The organism is Streptomyces sp. NPDC031379, from assembly GCF_055569615.1.
The window spans coordinates 313,833-333,928 of record NZ_JBVIIT010000001.1; the positions used below are offsets into that span (position 1 = coordinate 313,833).

At 72.1% G+C, this 20,096-nt stretch carries 19 protein-coding genes and 1 pseudogene; 9 read left to right on the forward strand and 11 right to left on the reverse strand.

Annotated elements, in window-relative coordinates; all coding sequences use genetic code 11:
- Window positions 1-596: pseudogene (locus tag ACZ5CW_RS01515) on the reverse strand (D-alanyl-D-alanine carboxypeptidase); the annotation flags it as partial.
- Window positions 597-777: 181 nt separating this feature from the next.
- On the opposite strand from ACZ5CW_RS01515, the gene ACZ5CW_RS01520 reads away from it, so the two are divergent.
- The 3 genes from ACZ5CW_RS01520 (at window position 778) to ACZ5CW_RS01530 (ending at window position 3,023) form a co-directional block, all read left to right on the forward strand.
- Window positions 778-1,533, forward strand: a complete 756-nt coding sequence (locus tag ACZ5CW_RS01520; RefSeq protein WP_468597351.1) for a GOLPH3/VPS74 family protein — start codon at window positions 778-780, stop codon at window positions 1,531-1,533.
- Between the two features lie 251 nt (window positions 1,534-1,784).
- Window positions 1,785-2,642, forward strand: coding sequence for a helix-turn-helix domain-containing protein (locus ACZ5CW_RS01525; protein WP_468597353.1), 858 nt, complete (start codon window positions 1,785-1,787; stop codon window positions 2,640-2,642).
- A 189-nt stretch (window positions 2,643-2,831) separates the two neighbouring features.
- Complete coding sequence (locus ACZ5CW_RS01530; RefSeq protein WP_468597355.1) at window positions 2,832-3,023, forward strand: DUF397 domain-containing protein; 192 nt, start codon at window positions 2,832-2,834, stop codon at window positions 3,021-3,023.
- A 138-nt stretch (window positions 3,024-3,161) separates the two neighbouring features.
- On the opposite strand, the gene ACZ5CW_RS01535 is transcribed toward ACZ5CW_RS01530, so the two are convergent.
- From ACZ5CW_RS01535 to ACZ5CW_RS01545, 3 genes are all read right to left on the reverse strand, one after another.
- Entirely contained in the window at window positions 3,162-4,028 is an 867-nt protein-coding gene (locus tag ACZ5CW_RS01535; protein ID WP_468597357.1) for a MerR family transcriptional regulator, read from the reverse strand.
- 94 nt (window positions 4,029-4,122) lie between these two features.
- Complete coding sequence (locus tag ACZ5CW_RS01540; protein ID WP_468597358.1) at window positions 4,123-4,623, reverse strand: glutathione peroxidase; 501 nt, start codon at window positions 4,621-4,623, stop codon at window positions 4,123-4,125.
- Window positions 4,610-5,620, reverse strand: a complete 1,011-nt coding sequence (locus ACZ5CW_RS01545; RefSeq protein WP_468597360.1) for a helix-turn-helix domain-containing protein — start codon at window positions 5,618-5,620, stop codon at window positions 4,610-4,612. Before ACZ5CW_RS01545 ends, ACZ5CW_RS01540 begins: the two co-directional genes overlap by 14 nt.
- An 84-nt stretch (window positions 5,621-5,704) precedes the next feature.
- Here ACZ5CW_RS01545 and ACZ5CW_RS01550 point away from each other — a divergent pair, with 84 nt between their 5' ends.
- Window positions 5,705-6,919 carry an MFS transporter gene (locus ACZ5CW_RS01550; protein WP_468597362.1) on the forward strand — a complete coding sequence of 405 codons (1,215 nt, stop codon included), beginning with the start codon at window positions 5,705-5,707 and terminating at the stop codon, window positions 6,917-6,919.
- Here ACZ5CW_RS01550 and ACZ5CW_RS01555 read toward each other — a convergent pair.
- The 5 genes from ACZ5CW_RS01555 to ACZ5CW_RS01575 all read right to left on the reverse strand — a co-directional run bounded on the left by ACZ5CW_RS01555 (window position 6,840) and on the right by ACZ5CW_RS01575 (window position 13,671).
- Window positions 6,840-7,691, reverse strand: a complete 852-nt coding sequence (locus ACZ5CW_RS01555) for a slipin family protein (protein ID WP_468597363.1) — start codon at window positions 7,689-7,691, stop codon at window positions 6,840-6,842. The two genes, ACZ5CW_RS01550 and ACZ5CW_RS01555, sit on opposite strands and share 80 nt — an antisense overlap.
- Before the next feature lie 193 nt (window positions 7,692-7,884).
- Window positions 7,885-9,231 carry a DUF4407 domain-containing protein gene (locus tag ACZ5CW_RS01560; protein ID WP_468597365.1) on the reverse strand — a complete coding sequence of 449 codons (1,347 nt, stop codon included), beginning with the start codon at window positions 9,229-9,231 and terminating at the stop codon, window positions 7,885-7,887.
- Window positions 9,221-10,744, reverse strand: a complete 1,524-nt coding sequence (locus ACZ5CW_RS01565; protein ID WP_468597367.1) for a hypothetical protein — start codon at window positions 10,742-10,744, stop codon at window positions 9,221-9,223. Before ACZ5CW_RS01565 ends, ACZ5CW_RS01560 begins: the two co-directional genes overlap by 11 nt.
- A 5-nt stretch (window positions 10,745-10,749) precedes the next feature.
- A complete protein-coding gene (locus ACZ5CW_RS01570; protein WP_468597369.1) occupies window positions 10,750-12,900 on the reverse strand; it encodes a hypothetical protein in 2,151 nt (716 codons plus the stop codon).
- A gap of 18 nt (window positions 12,901-12,918) precedes the next feature.
- The gene (locus ACZ5CW_RS01575; protein ID WP_468597370.1) at window positions 12,919-13,671 is read right to left on the reverse strand and encodes a hypothetical protein; all 753 of its coding nucleotides are present in this window, start codon (window positions 13,669-13,671) and stop codon (window positions 12,919-12,921) included.
- 329 nt (window positions 13,672-14,000) lie between these two features.
- On the opposite strand from ACZ5CW_RS01575, the gene ACZ5CW_RS01580 reads away from it, so the two are divergent.
- Window positions 14,001-14,519 (forward strand): Pycsar system effector family protein, encoded by a 519-nt coding sequence (locus ACZ5CW_RS01580; protein ID WP_468597372.1) that lies wholly within the window; start codon window positions 14,001-14,003, stop codon window positions 14,517-14,519.
- A 74-nt stretch (window positions 14,520-14,593) separates the two neighbouring features.
- Here the strand turns inward: ACZ5CW_RS01580 and ACZ5CW_RS01585 are convergent, their stop codons facing one another.
- Window positions 14,594-15,292, reverse strand: a complete 699-nt coding sequence (locus ACZ5CW_RS01585; RefSeq protein WP_468597374.1) for a Crp/Fnr family transcriptional regulator — start codon at window positions 15,290-15,292, stop codon at window positions 14,594-14,596.
- Between the two features lie 95 nt (window positions 15,293-15,387).
- Here ACZ5CW_RS01585 and ACZ5CW_RS01590 point away from each other — a divergent pair, with 95 nt between their 5' ends.
- The 3 genes from ACZ5CW_RS01590 (at window position 15,388) to ACZ5CW_RS01600 (ending at window position 17,800) form a co-directional block, all read left to right on the forward strand.
- Window positions 15,388-15,741 (forward strand): LmrA/YxaF family transcription factor, encoded by a 354-nt coding sequence (locus ACZ5CW_RS01590; protein WP_468597376.1) that lies wholly within the window; start codon window positions 15,388-15,390, stop codon window positions 15,739-15,741.
- A gap of 217 nt (window positions 15,742-15,958) precedes the next feature.
- Window positions 15,959-17,266 carry a hypothetical protein gene (locus ACZ5CW_RS01595; protein WP_468597378.1) on the forward strand — a complete coding sequence of 436 codons (1,308 nt, stop codon included), beginning with the start codon at window positions 15,959-15,961 and terminating at the stop codon, window positions 17,264-17,266.
- Between the two features lie 6 nt (window positions 17,267-17,272).
- Entirely contained in the window at window positions 17,273-17,800 is a 528-nt protein-coding gene (locus ACZ5CW_RS01600) for a hypothetical protein (RefSeq protein ID WP_468597379.1), read from the forward strand.
- 116 nt (window positions 17,801-17,916) lie between these two features.
- Here ACZ5CW_RS01600 and ACZ5CW_RS01605 read toward each other — a convergent pair whose 3' ends face one another.
- On the reverse strand, window positions 17,917-18,828 hold the full coding sequence (locus ACZ5CW_RS01605; protein WP_468597381.1) for a hypothetical protein: 912 nt from the start codon (window positions 18,826-18,828) through the stop codon (window positions 17,917-17,919).
- A gap of 406 nt (window positions 18,829-19,234) precedes the next feature.
- On the opposite strand from ACZ5CW_RS01605, the gene ACZ5CW_RS01610 reads away from it, so the two are divergent.
- A complete protein-coding gene (locus ACZ5CW_RS01610) occupies window positions 19,235-20,035 on the forward strand; it encodes a maleylpyruvate isomerase family mycothiol-dependent enzyme (RefSeq protein ID WP_468597382.1) in 801 nt (266 codons plus the stop codon).
- The last annotated feature ends 61 nt before the right edge of the window (window positions 20,036-20,096 follow it).

Consider the following 20,096-nt stretch of genomic DNA (forward strand, 5'->3'; position numbering starts at 1 on the left):
GCGTCCGTGTCCTTCCCGCCCGCACCACCCGTGCGGGTCTCGTCGTCGGCCGCGGGTGGCCCCTGTGGGGCGTCCTCGCCGTCGGCGGCCTCCGCGTCCGCGTCCGTGTCGGAGGCGGTGTCAGGCTTCGCGTCCGCCTCGGCCTGCGGCGCCTCCGCGTCCGTGTCCGTGTCGGAGGCGGTGTCAGGCTTCGCGTCCGCCTCGGGCTTGGCCTTCGTGCCGGACTTGGGGGTGGTCTCCGTGGCCGGCTTTGCGTTCGCGTCCGCCCCGCGCACCCATGCCGAGACCGCTTCGCGCAGGGCGGCGTCCTGCTTGGGCGTCTCCTGGGGCTCGGCGTCGGTCGCCTCATCCTCCGCCGGGGCTTCCGCCTGCTTCGGATCGGTGGGCGCGGTCCGGCGTTTCACGTCCCGTACCGACAGCACCTTCGTCGCGGTGTCCGCCGCGCCTCCGTTCGAGGAATCCTTTTCGCGGGCGACCGCGAGGCGCGGATCGCGCGCCTCGGGAACCGAACCCGCGCTCCCCGACGTCGGTTCCGCCGACGACTCGCGCTGCTTCGACCTGTCGGGGGACTCGCCCGCCACCGATGCCTCCTCCATGCGCCGCACGCCTCAGCGCGCGCCCTGTCCGAACCATGTACCAGTGTCCTGTGTGAGGGCTTGGCCCCTGTGGTAGACGAGAACGACATACCTACCGGTTCCCTCACGAACCGGTCACGCACCCTCGACAGACCAATGTGAGAGGGGTCACCCTGTCATTCATCCACGCGGGGAGGCATGGATGGGCAGGAGCCGCAGAACACTTCCGGAGGAGCTTCTGTTGCTGGCATTGGACCCGACCACGGGTACCACTGCACAGCCGCAGTCGCTCGACCTCGGTCTGGCCGGAGCACAGCTAGTGGAGCTGGCGCTGGCCGGACGGATAGCCCCAGACGGGGATCGTATCGCCGTGGTGGTACCACGGCCGACAGGAGATCCGACTCTGGACTGCGCGTTGGAGTTGCTGCGAAGGCGCGGCGCTCCCGTGCGTGCCGTCCATTGGATCGGCGGGCCCCGGCTGGGGCTCCGTCAGACGTATCTCTCGCATCTGGAGCGGTGCGGCATGGTGCATGCCGTGGCCGGCCAGATGTGCGGGGTGCTGCCGACGACGCGTTATCAGGCGACGGACAACGAGATCAGCCGGGAGATCCGAGCCCGGCTGGATTCCGCGATCCGCACCGGCGTACCGCCGGACCCGCGGACCGCGGCGCTCGCCGCCCTGGCGCACGCCGTCGGACTGGGCAAGCATCTCTACCCCGGCAACGAGGGGCGTTCGTCCAGGTCCCGGTTGCGGGACCTGATCCGGCACGATCCGATGGGCGGGCTCGTCGCGCACGCCGTGATGGACGTGCAGAACGGTGCGGCCGCACAGCCGCGCCGCGGCCCGGCCTCGGCCGGGCGGCCGGCCGGGCCCGGAGCCAGGTCCGCCGCGGAACCCGCACGCGGGGTTCCGATGCAGTCGCACCACGGGTCCATGGCACGCGCCGTGGCCCACTGAGCCGCAACCCGGTCCCCACAGACCCGTTTCGGGAGCCGCTGGTTCGAGCGGGGCGGTGAGATCCCTGTGATCTCGCCGCCCCGCTCGGCTGCGTCCCCGGCGGCCCCCGTCGTTCGAGTCCGTGCCCGAACTGACGCGTACGCGCCGCATATCCACGGTTTGCCAGCGGTAGAAAGCACCTTGGTGGCAGTCTGCTCAACAGCAGATACGGAAAGTCAAGTAACAGGCAGGCAGCCGGAGGTGCACGTCCCGTGGCGTCCAATGTCAATCCCACCGTCAGGCGGCGCCGGCTGGGCCAGGAGCTGCGCAGGCTCCGTGAGCTCAAGGGCATGACGGCCGAAGAGGTGGCGGAGCGGCTGCTCGTGTCGCAGTCGAAGATCAGCCGTCTGGAGAACGGCCGCAGGAGCATCAGTCAGCGCGATGTACGCGATCTGTGCGGTGTCTACGAGGTCGAGGACCAGCGGATCGTCGATTCGCTCATGGAGATGGCCCGGGACTCGCGACAGCAGGGCTGGTGGCACACGTTCGGGGACATCCCCTACAGCGTGTACATCGGCCTGGAGACGGACGCGGAGTCGCTGCGGGTGTACGAACCCCAGCTGGTGACCGGTCTGCTGCAGACCCGCGCCTACGCGGAGGCCCTGGTGCAGGGCGCGTTGCCGGAGACGTCCACGGCGGAGATCGAGAAGCGCGTACAGGTGCGCATGCGCCGACAGGAACGTATCACCGCCGAGCACAACCCGCTCCGGCTGTGGGTGGTGCTGGACGAGGCGGCGCTGCGGCGGGTCGTGGGCAGCAAGCTGGTGATGCGGGAACAGCTGGAGCACCTGATCGAGATGTCCCAGCTGCCGCACGTCACCGTGCAGGTGCTGCCCTTCGAGGTGGGCGCGCACCCGGGCCTCAACGGCCAGTACGCGATCCTGGAGTTCACCGACGCGGCCGACTCCAGCGTGGTGTACCTGGAGGGCGTCACCAGCGACCTGTACCTGGAGAAGGCGCAGGACGTGCAGAAGTACGCCGTGATGTACGAGCATCTGCGGGCACAGTCCCTCAATGTGGAGCAATCCCGGCAGTTCATTGCGAAACGGGCCAAAGACTACGCCGAATGAGCCGCTGTCACAGAGGGTGCGGGATCGTACACCGTCGATCCACTCCAGTGGAAGGCTCACCTGGAATATGCCATCCGGTCGAGTGAACGGCTCCTCCAGCGGGGGCGGTTGCCCGGTAGCGTCGATCACGCCAATCAGACGACAGGGTTGGCGTGAACCGCACTACTGCAACTCGTAACAGGAGTGGACATGGCACTGATTCAGGGCGCTTCGGAGACGTGGATGAAGTCCTCCTATTCCGCGGGCAACGGCGCCTGCGTCGAGGTCAAGTCGCCCACCGTCGCCGAACTCGCCGTCCGCGACTCCAAGGTCTCCGAGGGCCCGATCCTGGCCTTCCCCGCCGACGCGTGGAACGCCTTCGTCTCCTCGGTGAAGGCGTAAGGGGTCCTCACTGACCCCCGTTCCTAGACGCGTCGGACGACACCGTCCGGCCAGGACAACTGCACAAGCACCACCAGGAGAGCCCTCTCGACCAGTCGCCGTCCTTGCCGAGAGGGCACCTTCTGTCTCCGGGCACGCTCACGCCGTCCCCGTGGATCGCACCACCGGGAACGCCACGTCGCACACAAGGTCCCCCGGCCCGGCCGCGTCCCAGTCCGTGAAGTAGACCTCCCGGCAGGGACCCGCCGCCTCCAGCCCTTCCGCGGCCATCCAGCGCTCCACGGCCTCGAAGGCGGCCAAGATCTGCGGATGGGCCACCTGCGCCTTGGTGATCCGGGTGCGGGCCAGCCGTTCCGCCGGTACCACCCGTACCCTCGTCTCCCAGGTCCGGCCCTGCCGTTCGACCCACGCCCGGGCCGCCGCCTCGTCGGCCACCGGCACACAGGACTCGGCCGGTCCGTCGCTCTCCATCGACACCTCGGAGTGGTAGACGACGAACGGTGCCCCCGTGACGCCCCCGCACTCCTGTGCGGCCGCCTCCAGCCGCCCCAGGGACGCGCCGATCCAGGTCGGCAGCTCGTCCGCCAGCGTGTGCCGCGACTCGGTGATCACGACCTGCGCCGGTACGTCCACGGTGTCGATCACGAACTTCTCGTACATCTCGGAGTCCCTCCCCGACAGTCGTCCACGGAGGTACTCGGCGAGGGTCCGCTGCCCGGCCACCCGGGTCTCCACGTCCGCCCAGTAGGCGGCGAGCCGGTCGGCGGCGTCGGGGCCCCGAGCCCCCACCACCTCGGCGATCCGGGCGAGCGGCATGTCCAGCTGCCGCAGCATGGCCACCAGACGGGCGCGTTCGACCTGATCGGCGCGGTAATAGCGGTAGCCGCTGAGCACGTCGACATGGGCCGGTGCCAGCAGGCCGAGCCGGTCGTACAGCCGCAGGGCCTTGGCCGACAGCCGGGCCCGCGCGGCGAACGCGCCGATGGTGAGAAGTTCCTCGTCCACGCGCGGCTCCCTCGCTCCTCCGTCACCGGGCGGTTCCTCTCCGCCCGGTGCGCAGGACGTTCGTCCCTGCCCCTGGGGCAAGGTCAAGCGGTGCTCAGCCGAGCCGGCTCTCGATGGCCGCCACGACCTCGGCCGACTCGGGCTCGGTCTGCGGCGAGAAGCGCGCGACGACCTCGCCGTCCCGGCCGATCAGGAACTTCTCGAAGTTCCAGCGGATGTCCCCGGTGTGGCCCTCGGCGTCGGCGAAGCCGACGAGCCGCTCGTACAGCGGGTGCCGGCCCTCGCCGTTCACCTCCACCTTCTCGGTCAGCGGGAAGGTCACCCCGTACGTCGCCGAGCAGAACTCGGCGATCTCCTCGGCGGAGCCCGGCTCCTGCCCGAGGAACTGGTTGCAGGGCACGCCCAGCACCGTGAAGCCCTGCTCGGCGTACCGCTCCTGGAGCCTCTCGAGGCCCGAGTACTGCGGGGTCAGGCCGCACTTGGAGGCCACGTTCACGATGAGCACGGCCTTGCCCGCGTACTGCGACAGGTTCGCGGAGCCGCCGGTGAGGGCTCCGATCTCGACATCCAGCACGTTGTGGTCAGTAGTCGTCATGCCCGGATGCTAGCCGCGGCGGGTTACGGGCCCCTTGCCCGGCCTCGACCAGGGTGTCACCCGCGGCGGTCCGCACGTACAGCACCGACCGTCCGGCCCGCCGCCGCTCCACCAGCCCCGCCTCCCGCAGCACCTTCAGATGCCGTCCGACCGAGCCCAGCCCCTGCCCGGTCACGGCGGTCAGCTGGCTGGTGCTCATGGGGGAGCCGAGCAGCACGAGCACCCCGGCCCGGGCCGCCCCGAGCAGCGCGCCCAGACCCGCGGGCACCGCCCGGTCACCGTCCCCGGCCAGCACACCGGCGCAGGGATAGACCACGGCGTACCGTTCCCGCCCCTCCCAGGACACCCACCCCGTCCGCTGCGCGGTCACCGGCACGAACACCAGCTCCGCACCGGATATCTCGCGCGGCGGATACTCGTGCAGGTTGATCTGGAACCGGTTGTCCCCGAGCCAGCGCGTCCCGCCCGGCCGCAGCGAGTCCAGCGCGCTCGCCCAGCCGCCCTGGCTCACCCGCGCGGTCCGCGCGACCACGTCCGCCTCCAGCACCCGCCGGCGCCGCTCCCAGTACGGCCGTACGGTCTCCTCCCACACCCACTCCAGCAGTACGGCGGACCGCTCGGGCAGATCGTCCCGGTCCAGTACGGCGGGCAGCGGACCGGCGAGGGAGGTGCGCAGGTGCGCGCGGGCGTCCGCGGGAGGGGTGGCCCGGATCCGGGCGAGCCCGTCCGGGACGCTCTCGCCCTCGCGGGGCGTGGGAGTCAGGAAGTCGGCGGTCCAGTCCCGGCCGAGCCCCGCCCGCACCAGTCGTGCCGTCACCGGGTCGGCCGCGAGCCGGGCCCGGTAGGCGGGCAGATGGGCGCCCAGCCAGGCGTGCTCACCGGGATGCGTCCCCTGCCCGGTATGCAGCAGCTTCAGGCTCGCGAAGGTCTCGGCGAACGGGGAGACGACGAACCGGCTGTGAGCCAGGGTGTCCGCGTTGAGCTGCCACCATCCCAAGAGATCCCCCCCCACGGCCGGCCGGCCTTTCGCCGTACCGCGAAACAATAACGAGCCCGCGCCGGGCCGCCCGAGACTCCGGGCATGCCCAGCTATCGATCCCTTTTCCGCACGCCCGAGTTCACCCCGCTGTTCCTCGGCGCCGCCGCCCAGAACGCCGCCGGGACCGTCGCAGGACTGGCCCTCGGCACGCTCGTGTACCGGGCGACCGGCTCCCCGCTGCTGTCGGCGCTGAGCATGTTCGGCCCCTCGCTGGCCCAGGTGCTGGGCGCCACCTTCCTGCTCTCCGGCGCCGACCGGCTGCCCCCGCGTACGGCCCTCACCGTCATCTCGCTGGCCTTCGCGGCCGGTACGGCGGTCCAGGCCCTGCCCGGCCTGCCGACCGGCGCGCTCCTCACCGTCGTCCTGCTGCTGGGCGTGGTCGCCTCGCTCGGCGGCGGGGTCCGCTGGGGCCTGCTGAACGAGATCCTCCACCAGGACGGCTACCTGCCCGGCCGGTCGCTGTTCAACATGATGAGCGGTCTGCTGCAGATCACCGGGTACGCCGCCGGCGGCGCCCTGCTGGCCGCGTTCTCCCCACGCGTGTGCCTGCTGCTGGCGGCGGCCCTGTACCTGACGGCCGCGCTCGTCCTGCGGCTCGGCCTGAGCGCCCGCCCGCCCCGGACCAAGGGCCGCCCCTCCGCGTCGGCGACCCGGCGCGCAAACGCCGCGCTGTGGTCGTCCCGGCCGCGCCGCCTCACCTACCTCGGGCTGTGGCTGCCCAACGGCATGGTCGTCGGCTGCGAGTCCCTCTTCGTGTCGTACGCCCCGCACGCAGCCGGCACCCTGTTCGCCTGCGGGGCGTTCGGCATGTTCGCCGGGGACGTGACGGTCGGCCGGCTGCTGCGGCCCGCGGTGCGCCGCCGGCTGGCCACCCCGCTGCTGCTTCTGCTGGCGGCGCCGTACCTGGTGTTCTCCGTGCACCCGCCGCTGTCCGTGGCGGCGGTGTGCGTGACGGTCGCCTCGGCCGGCTTCGGCGCGAGCCTCATCCAGCAGGAGCGGCTGATGGAGCTGACCCCGGGCGAACTCGCCGGGCAGGCCCTGGGACTGCACTCGGCGGGCATGCTGAGCCTGCAGGGCCTGAGCGCCACCCTGGCCGGGACGGTGGCCCAGTTCACCTCGCCCGCCGCGGCCATGGCGGTGATGGCGGCGGGCTCGGTGTGCGTGACCCTGGCGCTGGCTACGGCCGCTCGGCGGACTCCGGTGCGGCCTGCTCCGGAGCCTGCCTCGGAGCCTGTGCCGGAACGGTCTCCGTCCTGATCTCGGCGTCGATCTTCTGCGTGGCCCGGTCGAAGTAGCGCAGCAGCTCGACGGGGAAGGGCATCACCAGGGTGGAGTTCTTCTCGGCGGCCACCTCGACGACGGTCTGGAGCAGCCGCAGCTGCATGGCCTCGGGGGTGTCCGACATGATCCGCGAGGCGTTGGCGAGCTGCTGCGCGGCCTGGAACTCACCGTCCGCGGTGATGACCCGGGCCCGCCGCTCCCGCTCGGCCTCGGCCTGCCGCGACATGGACCGCTTCAGCGACTCCGGGAGCTGGACGTCCTTGATCTCGACCCGGTCGATGTGGATGCCCCAGCCGGCGGCCGGGCTGTCGATCATCAACGCCAGTCCCTCGTGCAGCCGTTCCCGGTCGCTCAGCAGGTCGTCCAGATCGCTCTTGCCGATGATGGACCGCAGGGAGGACTGGGCGACCTGCCCGACGGCGAAGACGTAGTCCTGCACCTCGATGGCCGCGCGCACCGGGTCGGTCACCCGGAAGTAGACGACGGCGTCGACCTTCACCGACACGTTGTCCCGGGTGATGCCCTCCTGGGTCGGCACCGGCATGGTCGCGACCTGCACGTTCACCTTGCGCATCCGGTCGGCGAACGGGATGAGGAAGGTGATGCCCGGCTGCCGGTGGCTCGGCAGCGCCTTTCCCCACCGGAACACGACCCCGCGCTCCACCTGGTTCACGACCCGCATCCCGCTCTTGAGCACGATCAGCAGAAGCAGGACCACGACCACCACTGCGACGACGGTGCCTTCCATGGCACTCCCATCTCCGACGCGACTTCCGTCCGTTGCGGACACCGGGGAGGACACCGGGGCGGGGGCCGGTGGATGCGCCCCGGGCGTCAGGGAAACGTAAAGAAGACGGCAGTGACGTCGCCGAGCGGGCCGCGCGGCCGGACGGCGCCGGCCGAGGCCGTCCCCCGCCCGGCGCACCGGCGCGCGGACCGGGCTACGCCCTCCGGGCCCGCAGGATCCGGTCCATCCTCGCCTCCAGTTCGGTCCGCTCCCGCGCCGCCCGCTCCGCCTCGGCCCGCTGGTACTCGTGCTCCAGGCGGCGCATGCGGTCGGTGGAGTCCTGTTCCACCCGGTGGCGCTGCACCTCGTGCTCCAGCCGCGCGCACGCCTGCTGCACCTGGAGTTCCTCGCCGTACAGCCGGCGGCTCGCCGTGTAGCGGGCGCCGAGGAGGGTGTCGTAGGTGGTGGCGCCGCTGAGCACCTTGGCCAGGACGGGCATGGCGTCCAGGCACAGCAGGAGCAGATGCAGGACGACCGTCAGGAAGAGGGCGAAGCCGTCCGAGCGGGCGACCTCCTTCAGGCCGTGGGCCCGGGTGAGGATGCCGTCGGTGTCCAGGTCGGCGGCCCGTTTCCGGGTCTTGGTGTCGATGGCCCGCTGCAGCAGCGGCTGGTAGTCGCCGGCCGCCTTGTCCTTGCGGGCGGCCAGGGCCTGGGACTCGGTGGTCAGGTCCGCGAGCTGCTTCTCGTAGGTGTCGACCTTGCTGGTCGCGCGGTACTCGGAGGTGGCCTTGCGGGCCCGCTCGCAGGTGATGGTGACGTCCCGGACGCCGTTCCGCGAGATCCAGTACTTCGGGCCGCACAGCCGCTGCTCGGTGGCCATCTTGTCGCCCAGCGTCTTGTTGATCGCGTCGACCTGGGTCCGCAGTGCCGCGGCGCGGGCGGTGTTGCTCCTGATCTGCCGGGCCAGTTCGGCCGGTGAGCCCGCCACCTTCAGCTGGTACCGGCCGCACGCGGGGCGGCCGGTGGTGGACGCGCCGTCGGTCGGGTTGCAGGAGACGAGCATGCCCCGGTACTCGGCGACCTTCTGCTCATTGCCCACGGAGATCTCCTGGCGGATCTCCTTGTCGAAGATCTGGAAGAGGATCGGTTCGGCTATGAACAGGCCGAGGAGCACCGAGAGAAAGAAGCGGATCCCCAGCGTCCATTTCTTGACCGAGGAGCCGTGGGTGCTGGAGACCAGCCAGCTGTCCAGGGCGAGGACCACCCAGAACCACACCACGGCCACGGCGATGACCACCGGCAGGGGCAGGTCGGAGCGGAAGCTGGCGAGCGCCAGGGTCATGGAGAGCGCCCCCAGCAGGGCCGTGTTCACCACCAGCGCGCCGTACCAGGTGTAGCGGGTGCGTTCCTCCGGCACCCAGGCGAGCAGCGGTTCCTCGATGCCGATCAGCCGGCGCAGCCGGGCCGCCGGACCGGGCGCGAGCGGCGCCGGGCGGGCGGAGCCCCGGTCCGCGTCGACGGAGACGTCGGCGGTGACGTGGAGCGGGGTGTCAGTTGCCAAGGTGGGCCTCCTGGTTGGCGGGGTCGAACCCGTCGTCGTCGCTCTCGGGTGCGGCCGCCTCACCCTTCGGGGCCTGCCCTGGGCCCCGGTGCAGCTCGCCCTTCACATCCGTCGCGGGCGCCTCCCGCTGCCGCTGGTTGTACGGCACGTCGCCGACGCTGTTGATGAAGGCGCCCGCGTCGTAGGCCGTGCTGTCGAAGAGGCCCCGGTCGATGGCCTGCCGGGTCAGGTCGGCGCGCGCCGCCAGCTGCTCCTTCGCCCACTCGCGCTCGTCCCGCTGCAGCCGCTCGGCGTCGGTGCGTTCCTCCTGGCGCCGGCGCAACCGGTCCTCGTGCTCCAGGTCCCAGCGGCGGGCCTCCTCCGCACGGTCGGCGGCCGTCTCGTCGCGCCCCTCCCTGCGCAGCAGCTCCTTGCGCTGGTCGTCGCGTTCGACCTCCCAGCGGTGGTCGTCGCGGTCCAGGGTGCGTCGCCGCAGGTCCTCCTCGCGGTCGAGACGGAGACGGTCGTCCCTGCGCGTGTGCCGGTCCTTCTCGGCCGCGTGCAGCCGCTTGAACACCTCGTCGGCGTTGATGTCGCCGCTGCGCCAGGCCAGGAAGGCGGCGGCGAGCGGATCGGAGCCGATCAGCTCGAAGTCCTGTCCGAGTTCGGCACGGGTGAACCGGTTGCGCCGGCCCTCCAGTGTGAGGTCGTGCTCCTGCTGCTCCAGGCCGCTGAGACGCTCGTACCGGGTGCGCAGCGTGTCGTACTCCTGCCGGTTGCGTTCCTTGTCCAGCTGCTCCTCCTGCCGGTTCTGCTCGATGCGCATCGTCTTCAGGTTGCGGATCTCCTCGCGCTTCAGCTCCAGTTCGGCCTCGCGCAGGGCCCGGTCCAGGGCCGCCTGCTGCTCCAGCTCCTCGCGCTGCCGGTCGCGCTCCCGCTCCCGGCGGTCGCGCGCCATGTCCTCGACGATCGCGGACATCTCCGTAGGCGTGAGGACCTCGATCAGGCCGTGCCGGACCCGCATCCCGGACACGGCGGCCGGGCGCATCTCGTGGTACGCGGTCAGCCGGGCGTCGATCCGGGCGCGCACGGCGGCGGAGTCGACGAACAGCAGGTCGCCGCCGTCCTCGGTGAGGCCGGGCACCTCGCGCAGATGGGCGAGCAGCAGTGCCTCCACGTCGGTCACCCCGTCGCGCACCACGGCGCACGGGTCGGTGACCGTGCAGTAGAACCACGTCCGTACGGTGAACTCGCCCGCCTCCGCCGACGGGATACGGGTCTCCACCAGCACGGGTGTCTCGACCCGCCGGTCCACCACGGTGACCGAGCTGGCCCCGACCACCACCGGGTCGTCGGCGCTCAGCTGCCCCTGGTCCTCGACGTACTCCTCGCCGACCCGGAAGACCCGCACGTGGTGCGCGGCGAGCCGGGGCAGCTCCGCGTCGTCCCGCATCGCCCGCTTCTTCAGGATGCCGCCGCGTTTCTCCGGCCGCCCGTACTCCCGCTGCTCGACGAGCGGGTATTTCTCAGCCATGCGTGTCAGTCCTCCGTGCTCAGTACGGCGGTCAGGAAGGTGTCGATCAGGGGGGTGGCCGCCTCGTCGGCACGCACGGCGACCTGCCGGAGGGCCTTCTCCAGCTGTGGCCGGTCACCGGGGGCGAGGGCCGCGCCGAGGGACCGGCCGAAGGCGTCGGCCACCCGCGCGGGTTCCGCCGCCACGGCGGGCAGGTCGCGCACCGTGGCGTACAGGCCGTGCACCGCCAGGGACCGGCGCGGCCGGTTCTCCAGCACGCCCGCCCACAACTCGCCGATCGTGTCCGTCTGCCGGGGGTCGCGCTCCAGGACCCCGGCGCACATCCGCCGGCCGGTGCGCGCGTCCCGCGCCCGCAGGACGGTCAGCACGGCGTCGAGGGTGTTCTCCTTGGGCTGCCCGGTCAGCGTCCCGCGCTGGGCCCGCAGCCGGTACGCGAGCGGCCGGAACACCGCGCCGGTGTCCTGCCCGCACTCCCCGAGGACCGCGACCAGGCCCGCCAGCGCGAACGACGCGTCCACGGGCAGGCCGCCGCGGCGGACGACCAGCCGCAGCAGGATGGTGACGGCGTCGGTGGGGAAGCGCACGCCGAGCGCCCCGCTGAACGCCGCCGCGGCCGTCGACCGCAGCGCCGGATCGGGCGAGCGGGCCCAGTCGCGGGCGACGCCCAGGGCGGTGGCGGCGAGGCTCTCGTCCAGGCACATGCACTGCAGCACCAGGGTGGCCGTGGACTGCCCGGCGGGGCCCGCGGCACCCGCCGCCCAGGGGCGCAGATAGTTGTCGGCGACCTCGTCGAAGGCGGGCCGGGTGAGCAGGGCGAGCCCCTGGGCGACGGACAGTTGCGTCCCCAGGCCGGGCTGCCGGCCGACGAGTTCGGTCAGCCAGTCCCGTACGCCGTTCCAGAACGGTGTCGAGCGCTTGGTCCACAGCTCCTGCAGTGCCCACTGCCGGTAGTGGGCGTGCGGGAAGACCAGCGCGGTGCGGGTGAGCGCGCCGTCCTTGAGTTCCTCCACCCCGACGAGGGCGTTGCGGCTCAGCGACTGCCGGCGGTCGACGGTCCGCCGGGCGGCCTCCGCGTGCTCCTCCTCGGTGAGCGGCGCCGGGAAGGCGGGGGCCAGCCAGGACTCCAGCCGTTCCTGGCAGGTCTCGAAGTCGCGGTAGCCGGCGCCGTTGACGAAGGCCAGCGTGGTCACCTCGGCCCATTCCTGCGGCGTCCGGTCCTGGGCGAACCAGTCGCGCACCGGCTGTGCCGCGCTGCTGCCGTACTCCTGCCAGATCCCGGCCGGCTCGGCGCCCCGCGCGATCCGCTCGGCGGCCGCGGCGACCTCGGCGACCCGGCACCCGGCGGGCATCAGGGCGACGGCCCGCTCGACGGCGTCCCGGGCGCACCCGGCCCGCACCAGCCGCACCCGCAGGACGGAGGCGAGGTCGGGCAGCCGCCAGGGCACGTGCCGCACGGCCTCGACCAGACCGCCGTCCACCGGATGCACGGTGGTGACGACCAGGTGCGCGCCGTGTTCCCGGACCGTGTCCCGCACCCGCCGCCAGTCGAAGTCCGCCGTCTGGGAGAGGTCCTCGTTCATCCGGTCGAGCAGCACATAGCCGACGCCCTTCTCGAACGCGACCCGGCCGCCCGCGAGGTCGTCCAGGCTGCGGCCCGGGGACAGCACGACGTACTCCGTGCGCTCGGCGACCTCGGCGACGAGCGCCACCGCGCCGGACCGCTTGCCCGAGCCGGGCGGACCGACCAGCACCACGACCCCGTCCCGCACCAGGGCGTCCGCCGCCTCCTCGAAGCAGCGGGAGGGCTTGACGTACGGCGCGAGGATCGCGTCCGCCTCTCCGGCGTCGAGACGGCCGACGGCGCGCCGGCGGGCGTTGTCGGAGTCGGCGGTGCCGATGCCGAAGAGGGGCCGGGAGGCGTTGAGTTCCCCGTAGAAGAACTGGTTGACGTTGTTGTGGTGCACCTGGCCGGGGGGCGGGCCGGCGGCCGGGGCGGTCGCGTCCCGCTGCGGCTCGCCCTTCGGCTCCGGCTTCTCCGGGGCCGCCGCCCCCGCCTCGCCCGCCTCGCCCGGGGCGCCAGGGGTGTCCGGGGCGTCGTCCTGCGCCTGCGGCTCACCTTCGCCCGAGGCGCTCTGCTCGCTGTGTTCCGTGTTCATCCTCAGCCGTCACTCAGGTCACTTGGAGATCCCGAAGACGGCTCCGTGGGCGTGGATGGTTCCGCCGCTGAACACCTGAACGACCGTGTCGGATGCGGGAGTTGGAGCACTCGGCGCACTCGGGGGGCGCACGTCGGTCGCCGCACCACCCTCCACGCTCCCCGACGCCCCCGCCTCGCCGAGGTCGAGGGCCCTGGCGTCGTACCCCGGCACCCGGATCCATGCCCGCCCCGCGTACTCCTTCTCCGCGATGCGCACCTCACGGAACTCCTGTGCGCGGATGGTGGTGTACGCCTCCCCGATCACGTCGTTGAAGACGGTCGCCGAGACGGCGAGGGCCAGGCAGGCGTCCGGCGCCTCGGCCAGGGCCGCCCTCAGCGCCTGGCTGTCGAGTATCCGGCCGATCTCGACCGGGCCCCGGCCCTCGAAGCCGTTGGCGGCCGGCGAGGCCGTACCGAAGTGCACGGCGGCCCGCAGCCGCAACCACGCCTCACGCACCCGGTTGCGGTTGAACTCCCGCAGCCCCGCGTCCAGGTGCCGCATGAACGGGTCGACGAGGTCGGGCTCGGAGGCCCCCTCCGGCAGGACCGCGAACACCGAGTCCCCGCCGACCTGCGTCGCCCACCGCTCCCGCGCCAGCCCGGCCGCGGCGGCCGACTCGCCCAGCAGCCGCTGAATGGCCTCCTGCAACTGCCGCTGCGTCGCCACGTCGACGCCGCCGTACCCCTTCGCGTCGACCGCCAGCAGCAGTCTGCGACCGAACGTTCCCATGCTCGAACTCCCCGCTCACCGAAGTGGAGCCGCATCCCGGGACGGTGGGCCGGGCGCGCTCCGAGAACACACCGGCGTCCGCTCCCCCGGTACGCGGACGCCGGTAGGCCAGTCGTACACGCCCCGTACGCCGCGAACCCCGTCGAAATACGGGATGCGGAAGGATGCGGAAACATATCCGGGTCGACGCAAGTTACGGACGGGTTCAGCCGGTTGGTGACGAAAGCGGCCCGCCGGCGCGGTGAATCCCGCAGAAATCCCAGGTCTCACGACCGCGTTGCGGGCCCACTGGAGGTGACCCTCAGCCCACCGGCAGCCGAAGGAGCCGCATGCCGTCCACCGGTACCCGTGCGGACAGCCGTCCCGCGCAGTTCATGTTCACCTCTCTGCAGACCACCCACCAGCACGCCGACACCAAGGCCGGGATCCTGGCCGCCGCCCAGGCGGCCCTGGTCGGCACGGCCGGTGCCTGGAGCCCGCCCGCCGTGCGTACCGCCGCGGCGGGCGGCGCGGCGGGTGTGCTCGCCGGTGCCCTGCTGGCCCTCTTCCTGTGCGGGATGTTCGCCGGCGCGGGCTTCCTCGCCGCCACCCTGCGCCCCCGGGTGCTGCGCCCCACCGGCGCCAACCGCTACAGCTTCGTCCATCTCGCCTCGGGCCCCGACATCCTGCCCGACCGCTCCGTCGGCGACACACCGGACCAGGAGCGCCGGGAACTGTCCCAGACGATCCGGTTCCTCTCCCAGGTGGCCGTCCACAAGTACCGCTGCGTCACCGCCGCGGTCGCGTGCACGGCGGTGATGGGGGTGACCGCGGGACTGCTGACGGTGCTCAGGCCGGTGCTGGGCTGAGCACGGCGGGCGGACGGACCGGCGGCGGGTGCGGATCGGCCGGCGGGTGCGGATCGGCCGGCTGGAGGTGCGGCTCAGCCGTCCGGTGGCAGGTCCGCCAGCTCCCGGAGGCGGGCCAGGTCCCGGATGAGCGTCGAGCCGTACCCCGTCTTCAGCAGGCCGTCCCGGCGCAGCTCGCGCAGCCCCTTGTGGACGGTCGTCTCGGCGGCACCCGTGAGTGCGGCCAGCTCGGGCTGGGTCAGCCGGCAGCCGAGGAGGACACCGTCCTCGACCGGACGGCCGTACGAGGTGCCCAGCTCCACCAGCAGCCGGGCCAGCCGCACCTTCGCCGGATACCCCCTGAAGTCCAGCCGCCTGCGGTTGGCCCAGCGCAGCCGGTCGGCGACGATCCCGGTCAGGATCAGGTGCACCTCCGGACGCCGGGCCAACAGGGTGTGCAGCAAGGCCGGTTGCACCACCCGGACGGTCAGCGGGCCGCACGCGGTCACGGTGGCCGAGCGCGGCGCCCCGTCCATGGCGGCCATCTCACCGACGCTGTCGCCCCCGACGCGGACCGCCAGCAGCGACTCCTCCCCGTTCTCCACGCGTGCCGTCACCTTGGCGAAGCCGGACAGCAGCAACAGCACGTGCCGGTCCCGGGCGCCCTCGCTCAACAGCACCTCTCCCGCCTCGTACCGCGTCGGCACGCCCAGCTCGAGCAGCTCCTGCCGGGCCTCGGGCGACACCGCCCCCAGCAGACTGCGCGCGGGCCACTCCGCGGTGCCGTAGGCCATGGCACACTCCCTCCGGCCGGCCGGATCCGTTGTCCGTCGCCGCCCAGAATCCTGCCCGCTGCCACGGCCGGTGACAGGCGAATCCGCAACGCCGTGTGCGTGTCGTGCCGGTCGGCACCGCCCGTTCTGACGCCGCCGGGTGCCTCAGTCGCCGGCCCGGACGAAGGCTGTCCCGTCCTCGCCGTGGCCATCGAGGAACCCCCCCGGCCGAGGGGATCCCGCCCGCTCTGGCGGCCGCGGCCGAGGTCTTCGGCGAGTGGGAGAGCCTGCTGGCCGCCTCGCTGCGGGCGCACGGCGTGGATGCCGAGCGGGCCGCGCAGCTCGCCGCGCTCATCGTGGCGGCCGTCGAGGGCTCGGTCGTCATGTGCCGGGCCGAGCGCAGCACGCAGCCGCTCGACCACACCGCCGAGCAGCTGCGGGCGCTCGTCGCCGGGGCGGTCGAGGGCTGAGGTCCGCCGGGGCCGGCGGGGTGCGCGGGCCGGCTCAGGCGCGGGACGGCCACCGTCAGGGCATTCTCCTATGACAGGCGTTACTGAGAGCAGCAGGTCACAGCCTCTTCACGGCTGTCGTAAACCGTCCGGGCGGTAGCCTTGCCGCCAAGATCACGCCATCGGGGGAGGCGGTTCGGCTCGTGGGCTGTCCTCCGCGGAACGGAAAGGGCAGTGCATGAAGCCGGTACTCGTCAAGGCATCCGTCGCCGTCGTCGCCATGGGGGCACTCGCGGCCTGCGGTGGCGGATCGGGAGGTACGGACACCCCCGGCGGCGGCAAGAAGCCTTCCGGGCACTCCTCGACGCCGGCGCCCTCGCTCAAGCTCAAGCTGCCTGCCGGGTACGACACCTCACGCGGCTGGCAGCTCTCGGGGAAGCAGCTCGGCACGTACGTCGTACTGCCCAAGTCCGGTGCGATCGCCACGCTGACCAGCCAGGGAGCCACCTACCGGGTGACCGTACGGGATGCGGGGACGGGTCGGATCCGCTGGACGGGCAAGCCGTTCAAGGACCTGTCCGAGGGCGAGGCGCCCGGCGTGTTCGCCGTCCCCGCCGGCGGCAAGGAGTACCTGGTGACCTGGTCCCGGGGAGAGAAGGGCGAGGACGCCCTCACCAAGGCGAAGCAGGCGTACGCCGTGGACGTCTACGCCGCCGACGGCTCGGGCGAGGCGGTCGTGCCCACGCACCACGTCGAGGTTCCGGCGACCGAGTACGGCACGGGCCGCGTCAGCGACGGCGGAGAACGGCTTCTCATACCCCAGACCGACAAGCGCACGGTGGCCCTCGACGTGGTCACGGGCCGCACCGCCTCGTACGACACCGATTCCCTCAAGGCGCCCGGCTGTTCGTCGTGCTCCTACGGCAATGAGATCGCCGCCCTGACGGAGCGGGATCCGGTGGTGCTCAACGAGGGCGCGGGCGCGTTCGGAGTCCCTGGCTCCTGGGACGACGACCGGATCGCGCCGGCCGAGGCCGATCCCGCGACCGGTGCGGTATGGCCGGGCACCGGCGGGCACCTCATAGCCCGCTGGGGGCAGAAGAACGGGGGCAGCCAGAACGTGTGGGCGGTGCTCGACGGCAGGACCGGCCAGGTCCAGGCGTCCGCGCTGTGCGCCAAGCCGTTGATCGGGTCGGCGCAGGCACCCGACTCCGCGCTCTCCCCGAACGGCCGGTACCTCGTCTCGGACCACCTCGCCTTCGACCTCCGGTCGAAGAAGGGCTATTGCTTCGAGGAGACCGACGACACCAAGCCCCTCGACTTCGTCTCCGTCACCGACGACGGCACCGCCTACGGCACCTCGCTCACGAAGGGCGACAGCCTGACCGGGACCACCGCCCCCGTCCAGCTCTCGCTGGCCACGGGCACCCCGAAGCCGCTGCCCGGAGCGCAGGAGGTAGCGGTCGCCGACTTCGCCGGGGTCGGTGTCTTCACCCACCTCGTGGGCAACGAACGGTATCTGGTCGTTTACCGGCACAAGGGGTAGCGGGACATGGCTGCCCCGTGGGGCCTGCTGATATCCACCGTGGGAGGTGTCGCCGCCACCGTCGTGGGCGTCATCGCGGGTGGCGTCGTGGGGCGGCGCGGCCAGAACCGCCAGTGGCTCCAGGGCGCACGCACCGCCGCCTACGAGAAGTTCCTCCAAGCCTTCGGCGCCGTGGAGATGGAACTCCGTGAGGCGTTCGTGGACAGACGCCCACCCGCCGTCACCTGGGGACCGTTCAATGCGGCCCTGCACTCGATGTCCTTGGTGGCGAGCCCGGAGGCCATGACGGCGGCAGAGCGGATCTGTGACGGCATCGAGGAGTTCACGATCCTGTTCCACGGCCGGCAGCCGACGGATCTGGAAGAGCTGCGGCCGATTCACCGCGGCCTGTACGAGGCGCACACGAACTTCGTGAACGCGGCTCGCCGATCCCTCGACCCTTCGCAGGAACACCTGCTACGGGCCCTGGGCGGCCCGTCGGCGTGGCACGGCGTCGAGTCCGCCTGGCGCCCCGGAGACGGGGCGTCGGGCTAGGCCACCGTCCCACGACCGCACGACCGCACGACCGCACGACCGCACGGCCGGCGGGCGCGTCCGCTTCGTGGTGGAGCGCGCCCGCCGGCCGCTGACGGCCCTGCGGCCGCCCGAGGTCAGGCGTTGGAGAGTGTGACCTGCGTGTCCTGCTGCCCGGTGTCTACGGTCACCGGGTAGTCCCGGTCATCGGCTCGGCCCCGGCTGCGCACCGTCGCGGTGCCGCGCTGGAACGAGGTGCCGGGCTCCTGGCTGGCCAGCGTGACGGACCAGGGGACGGGCGCGCCCGGGGTGCAGGCCACGGTCGTCTCGTAGGACGCGGCCGGCGTCGCCTTCTTCTGGATCTGGAAGACCTGTCCGGTGAGCGAGACGCCGGCAGGCTTGTTGCACGTCACGGTGCCACCGACGGTGACGCGACCGTCCGGGGCGTCCACCGTGCCGTCGGGGTCGGTGGTCACCCCGACGGCGAGTTCGGCCGGAGGTCCGGGCATGACCGCGTGAACCTCACCGCGCAGAGGCACCGTCGATCCGTTGCAGTACTGCTCGAAGGTGGCGTCGAGTGCGCGGACGTAGCCGTAGGGCCCGAAAGCGATGTGCTCGATGGTGAAGGAACCGGAGTTGGTGCTGCACCACTTCTCGGTCCCGTTGTCGGTGCCGCTGAACACCAGTTCCGGATCCGTCGGCTGGGCGTCGGGCCACTGCCTGGCCCCGGTGTACGTGGTGCCTTCCGTCAGCTTCTGACCGTCGGGAGCGGCGACGATGAGACGCCAGAGCGTGCCCTGTTCCACATCCACCGCGACGGTGAGGCCGTTCTCGTCCCTGCTGCCCTGAACGTCGAACATCTGGACCGCCCCAGCCGTGTACCCGTAGGACCGGCCACCTGAAATGGGCTCGCCCGGTTCTCCGCCGAAGCTCAGCGATCCCGACTCCGCGCTGTAGGCCTGCGCCGTGCCCACCAGCGGGGCAGCCGTGAGCGCAACCGTCATCGCCGCCACGGCGCCCACCGTCCGGGCCAGCATGCGGCTCGGCATCGTACTTCTCGTCAAGTTTCCCCCAGGGAATTCTCGCGAACTCGGCCGCTCAACCACGCGCCAGATGCGCCGTATTGAGGACCAAGTCGGACGAAGACTGCTTCTTCAGGAGGCCATCAAGCCTCGCTGACTAAGCGGTGGGGCTCCGGAAAGTGTCACAGCGTCAAGAGAGCCGCACGCCCATGGGTTTGGTGGAAATCCGATTCCGCTACCTCGACGCCGTCCCCCATACCCTGGAATCCGCCCCGATGACGATTTTCCCGTCAGGGTGGCGACACACCGGAAATACCGCCTCGCCTCGGACTTCCGCGCGGGGTGCAACACGTGGCTCGCTTTGCCGTGCGCCTTCCGCGGCGGCGGGGAAAACCGCGTGTCGGTGGGCGAACCACGGTGATGGACAACCGGTGTGGAAGAGACTCTCGAGTTCCCCGTTCTGCTGCGGCTGATCGACGAACGGTCGATCGCGTTCCGGGCCGCGGTCGCCTCCGCACCCAGCCTCGACGTGCGGGTGCCGACCTGCCCCGAGTGGACGCTGCTGGATCTGGTGCAGCACCTGGGTGGGGTGCACCGCCGCTGGGCCGCCGGCGTCGCCACCGGCCCGGCTGCCGCCCCGCCCGCCGAGTCCGCGTCGGACGCAGCCAAGGCTGAGCCTCGGGAACGCGAGGCGCTGCCGGCCTGGTCGGCCGCATCGACGCAGCGGCTGCTGGACGCGCTGCGGGAGGCCGGCCCGGACCGCGGGTGCTGGACGAGGTGGGGTCCCTCGGAGTCGCTGCAGACCTGCGGTGCCGTCGCCCGGCACCAGCTCCGGGAGGCCGCGGTGCACACCTACGACGCCCAGATCACCCTGGGCGCCCCGCAGCCGCTGCCGGACGCGGTGGCACTCGACGGTGTCGGCGAGTTCCTGTCCACCTGCTGCGCATGGACGAGCGCCTGGCCGCACAAGCCCGCTGTCGTCGACTTCCACGCCACCGAGGACCGCTCCTGGCGCCTCTCGCTCTCCGCCGACGGCGCACGGACCGCCTGTCCGCCCACGCCCGCCACGATGCCCGACACCGCTGCCGGCGATGGCCCGGACGTGGCCGTCGCCTCCGCCCTGGGCACGGCCGGTGAGCTGGTCCTCGCCCTGTACGGCCGTATTCCGCTGGACTCCCTGAAACTCGACGGCGACCGACACGTCTTCGACCTGCTCCAGGCCTGGGAGCCGTAGGAGCTGTACATGACGCAGCGTCACCTCCTGCGGGAGGCCGGGGCCGGAGCGGGCCGGATCC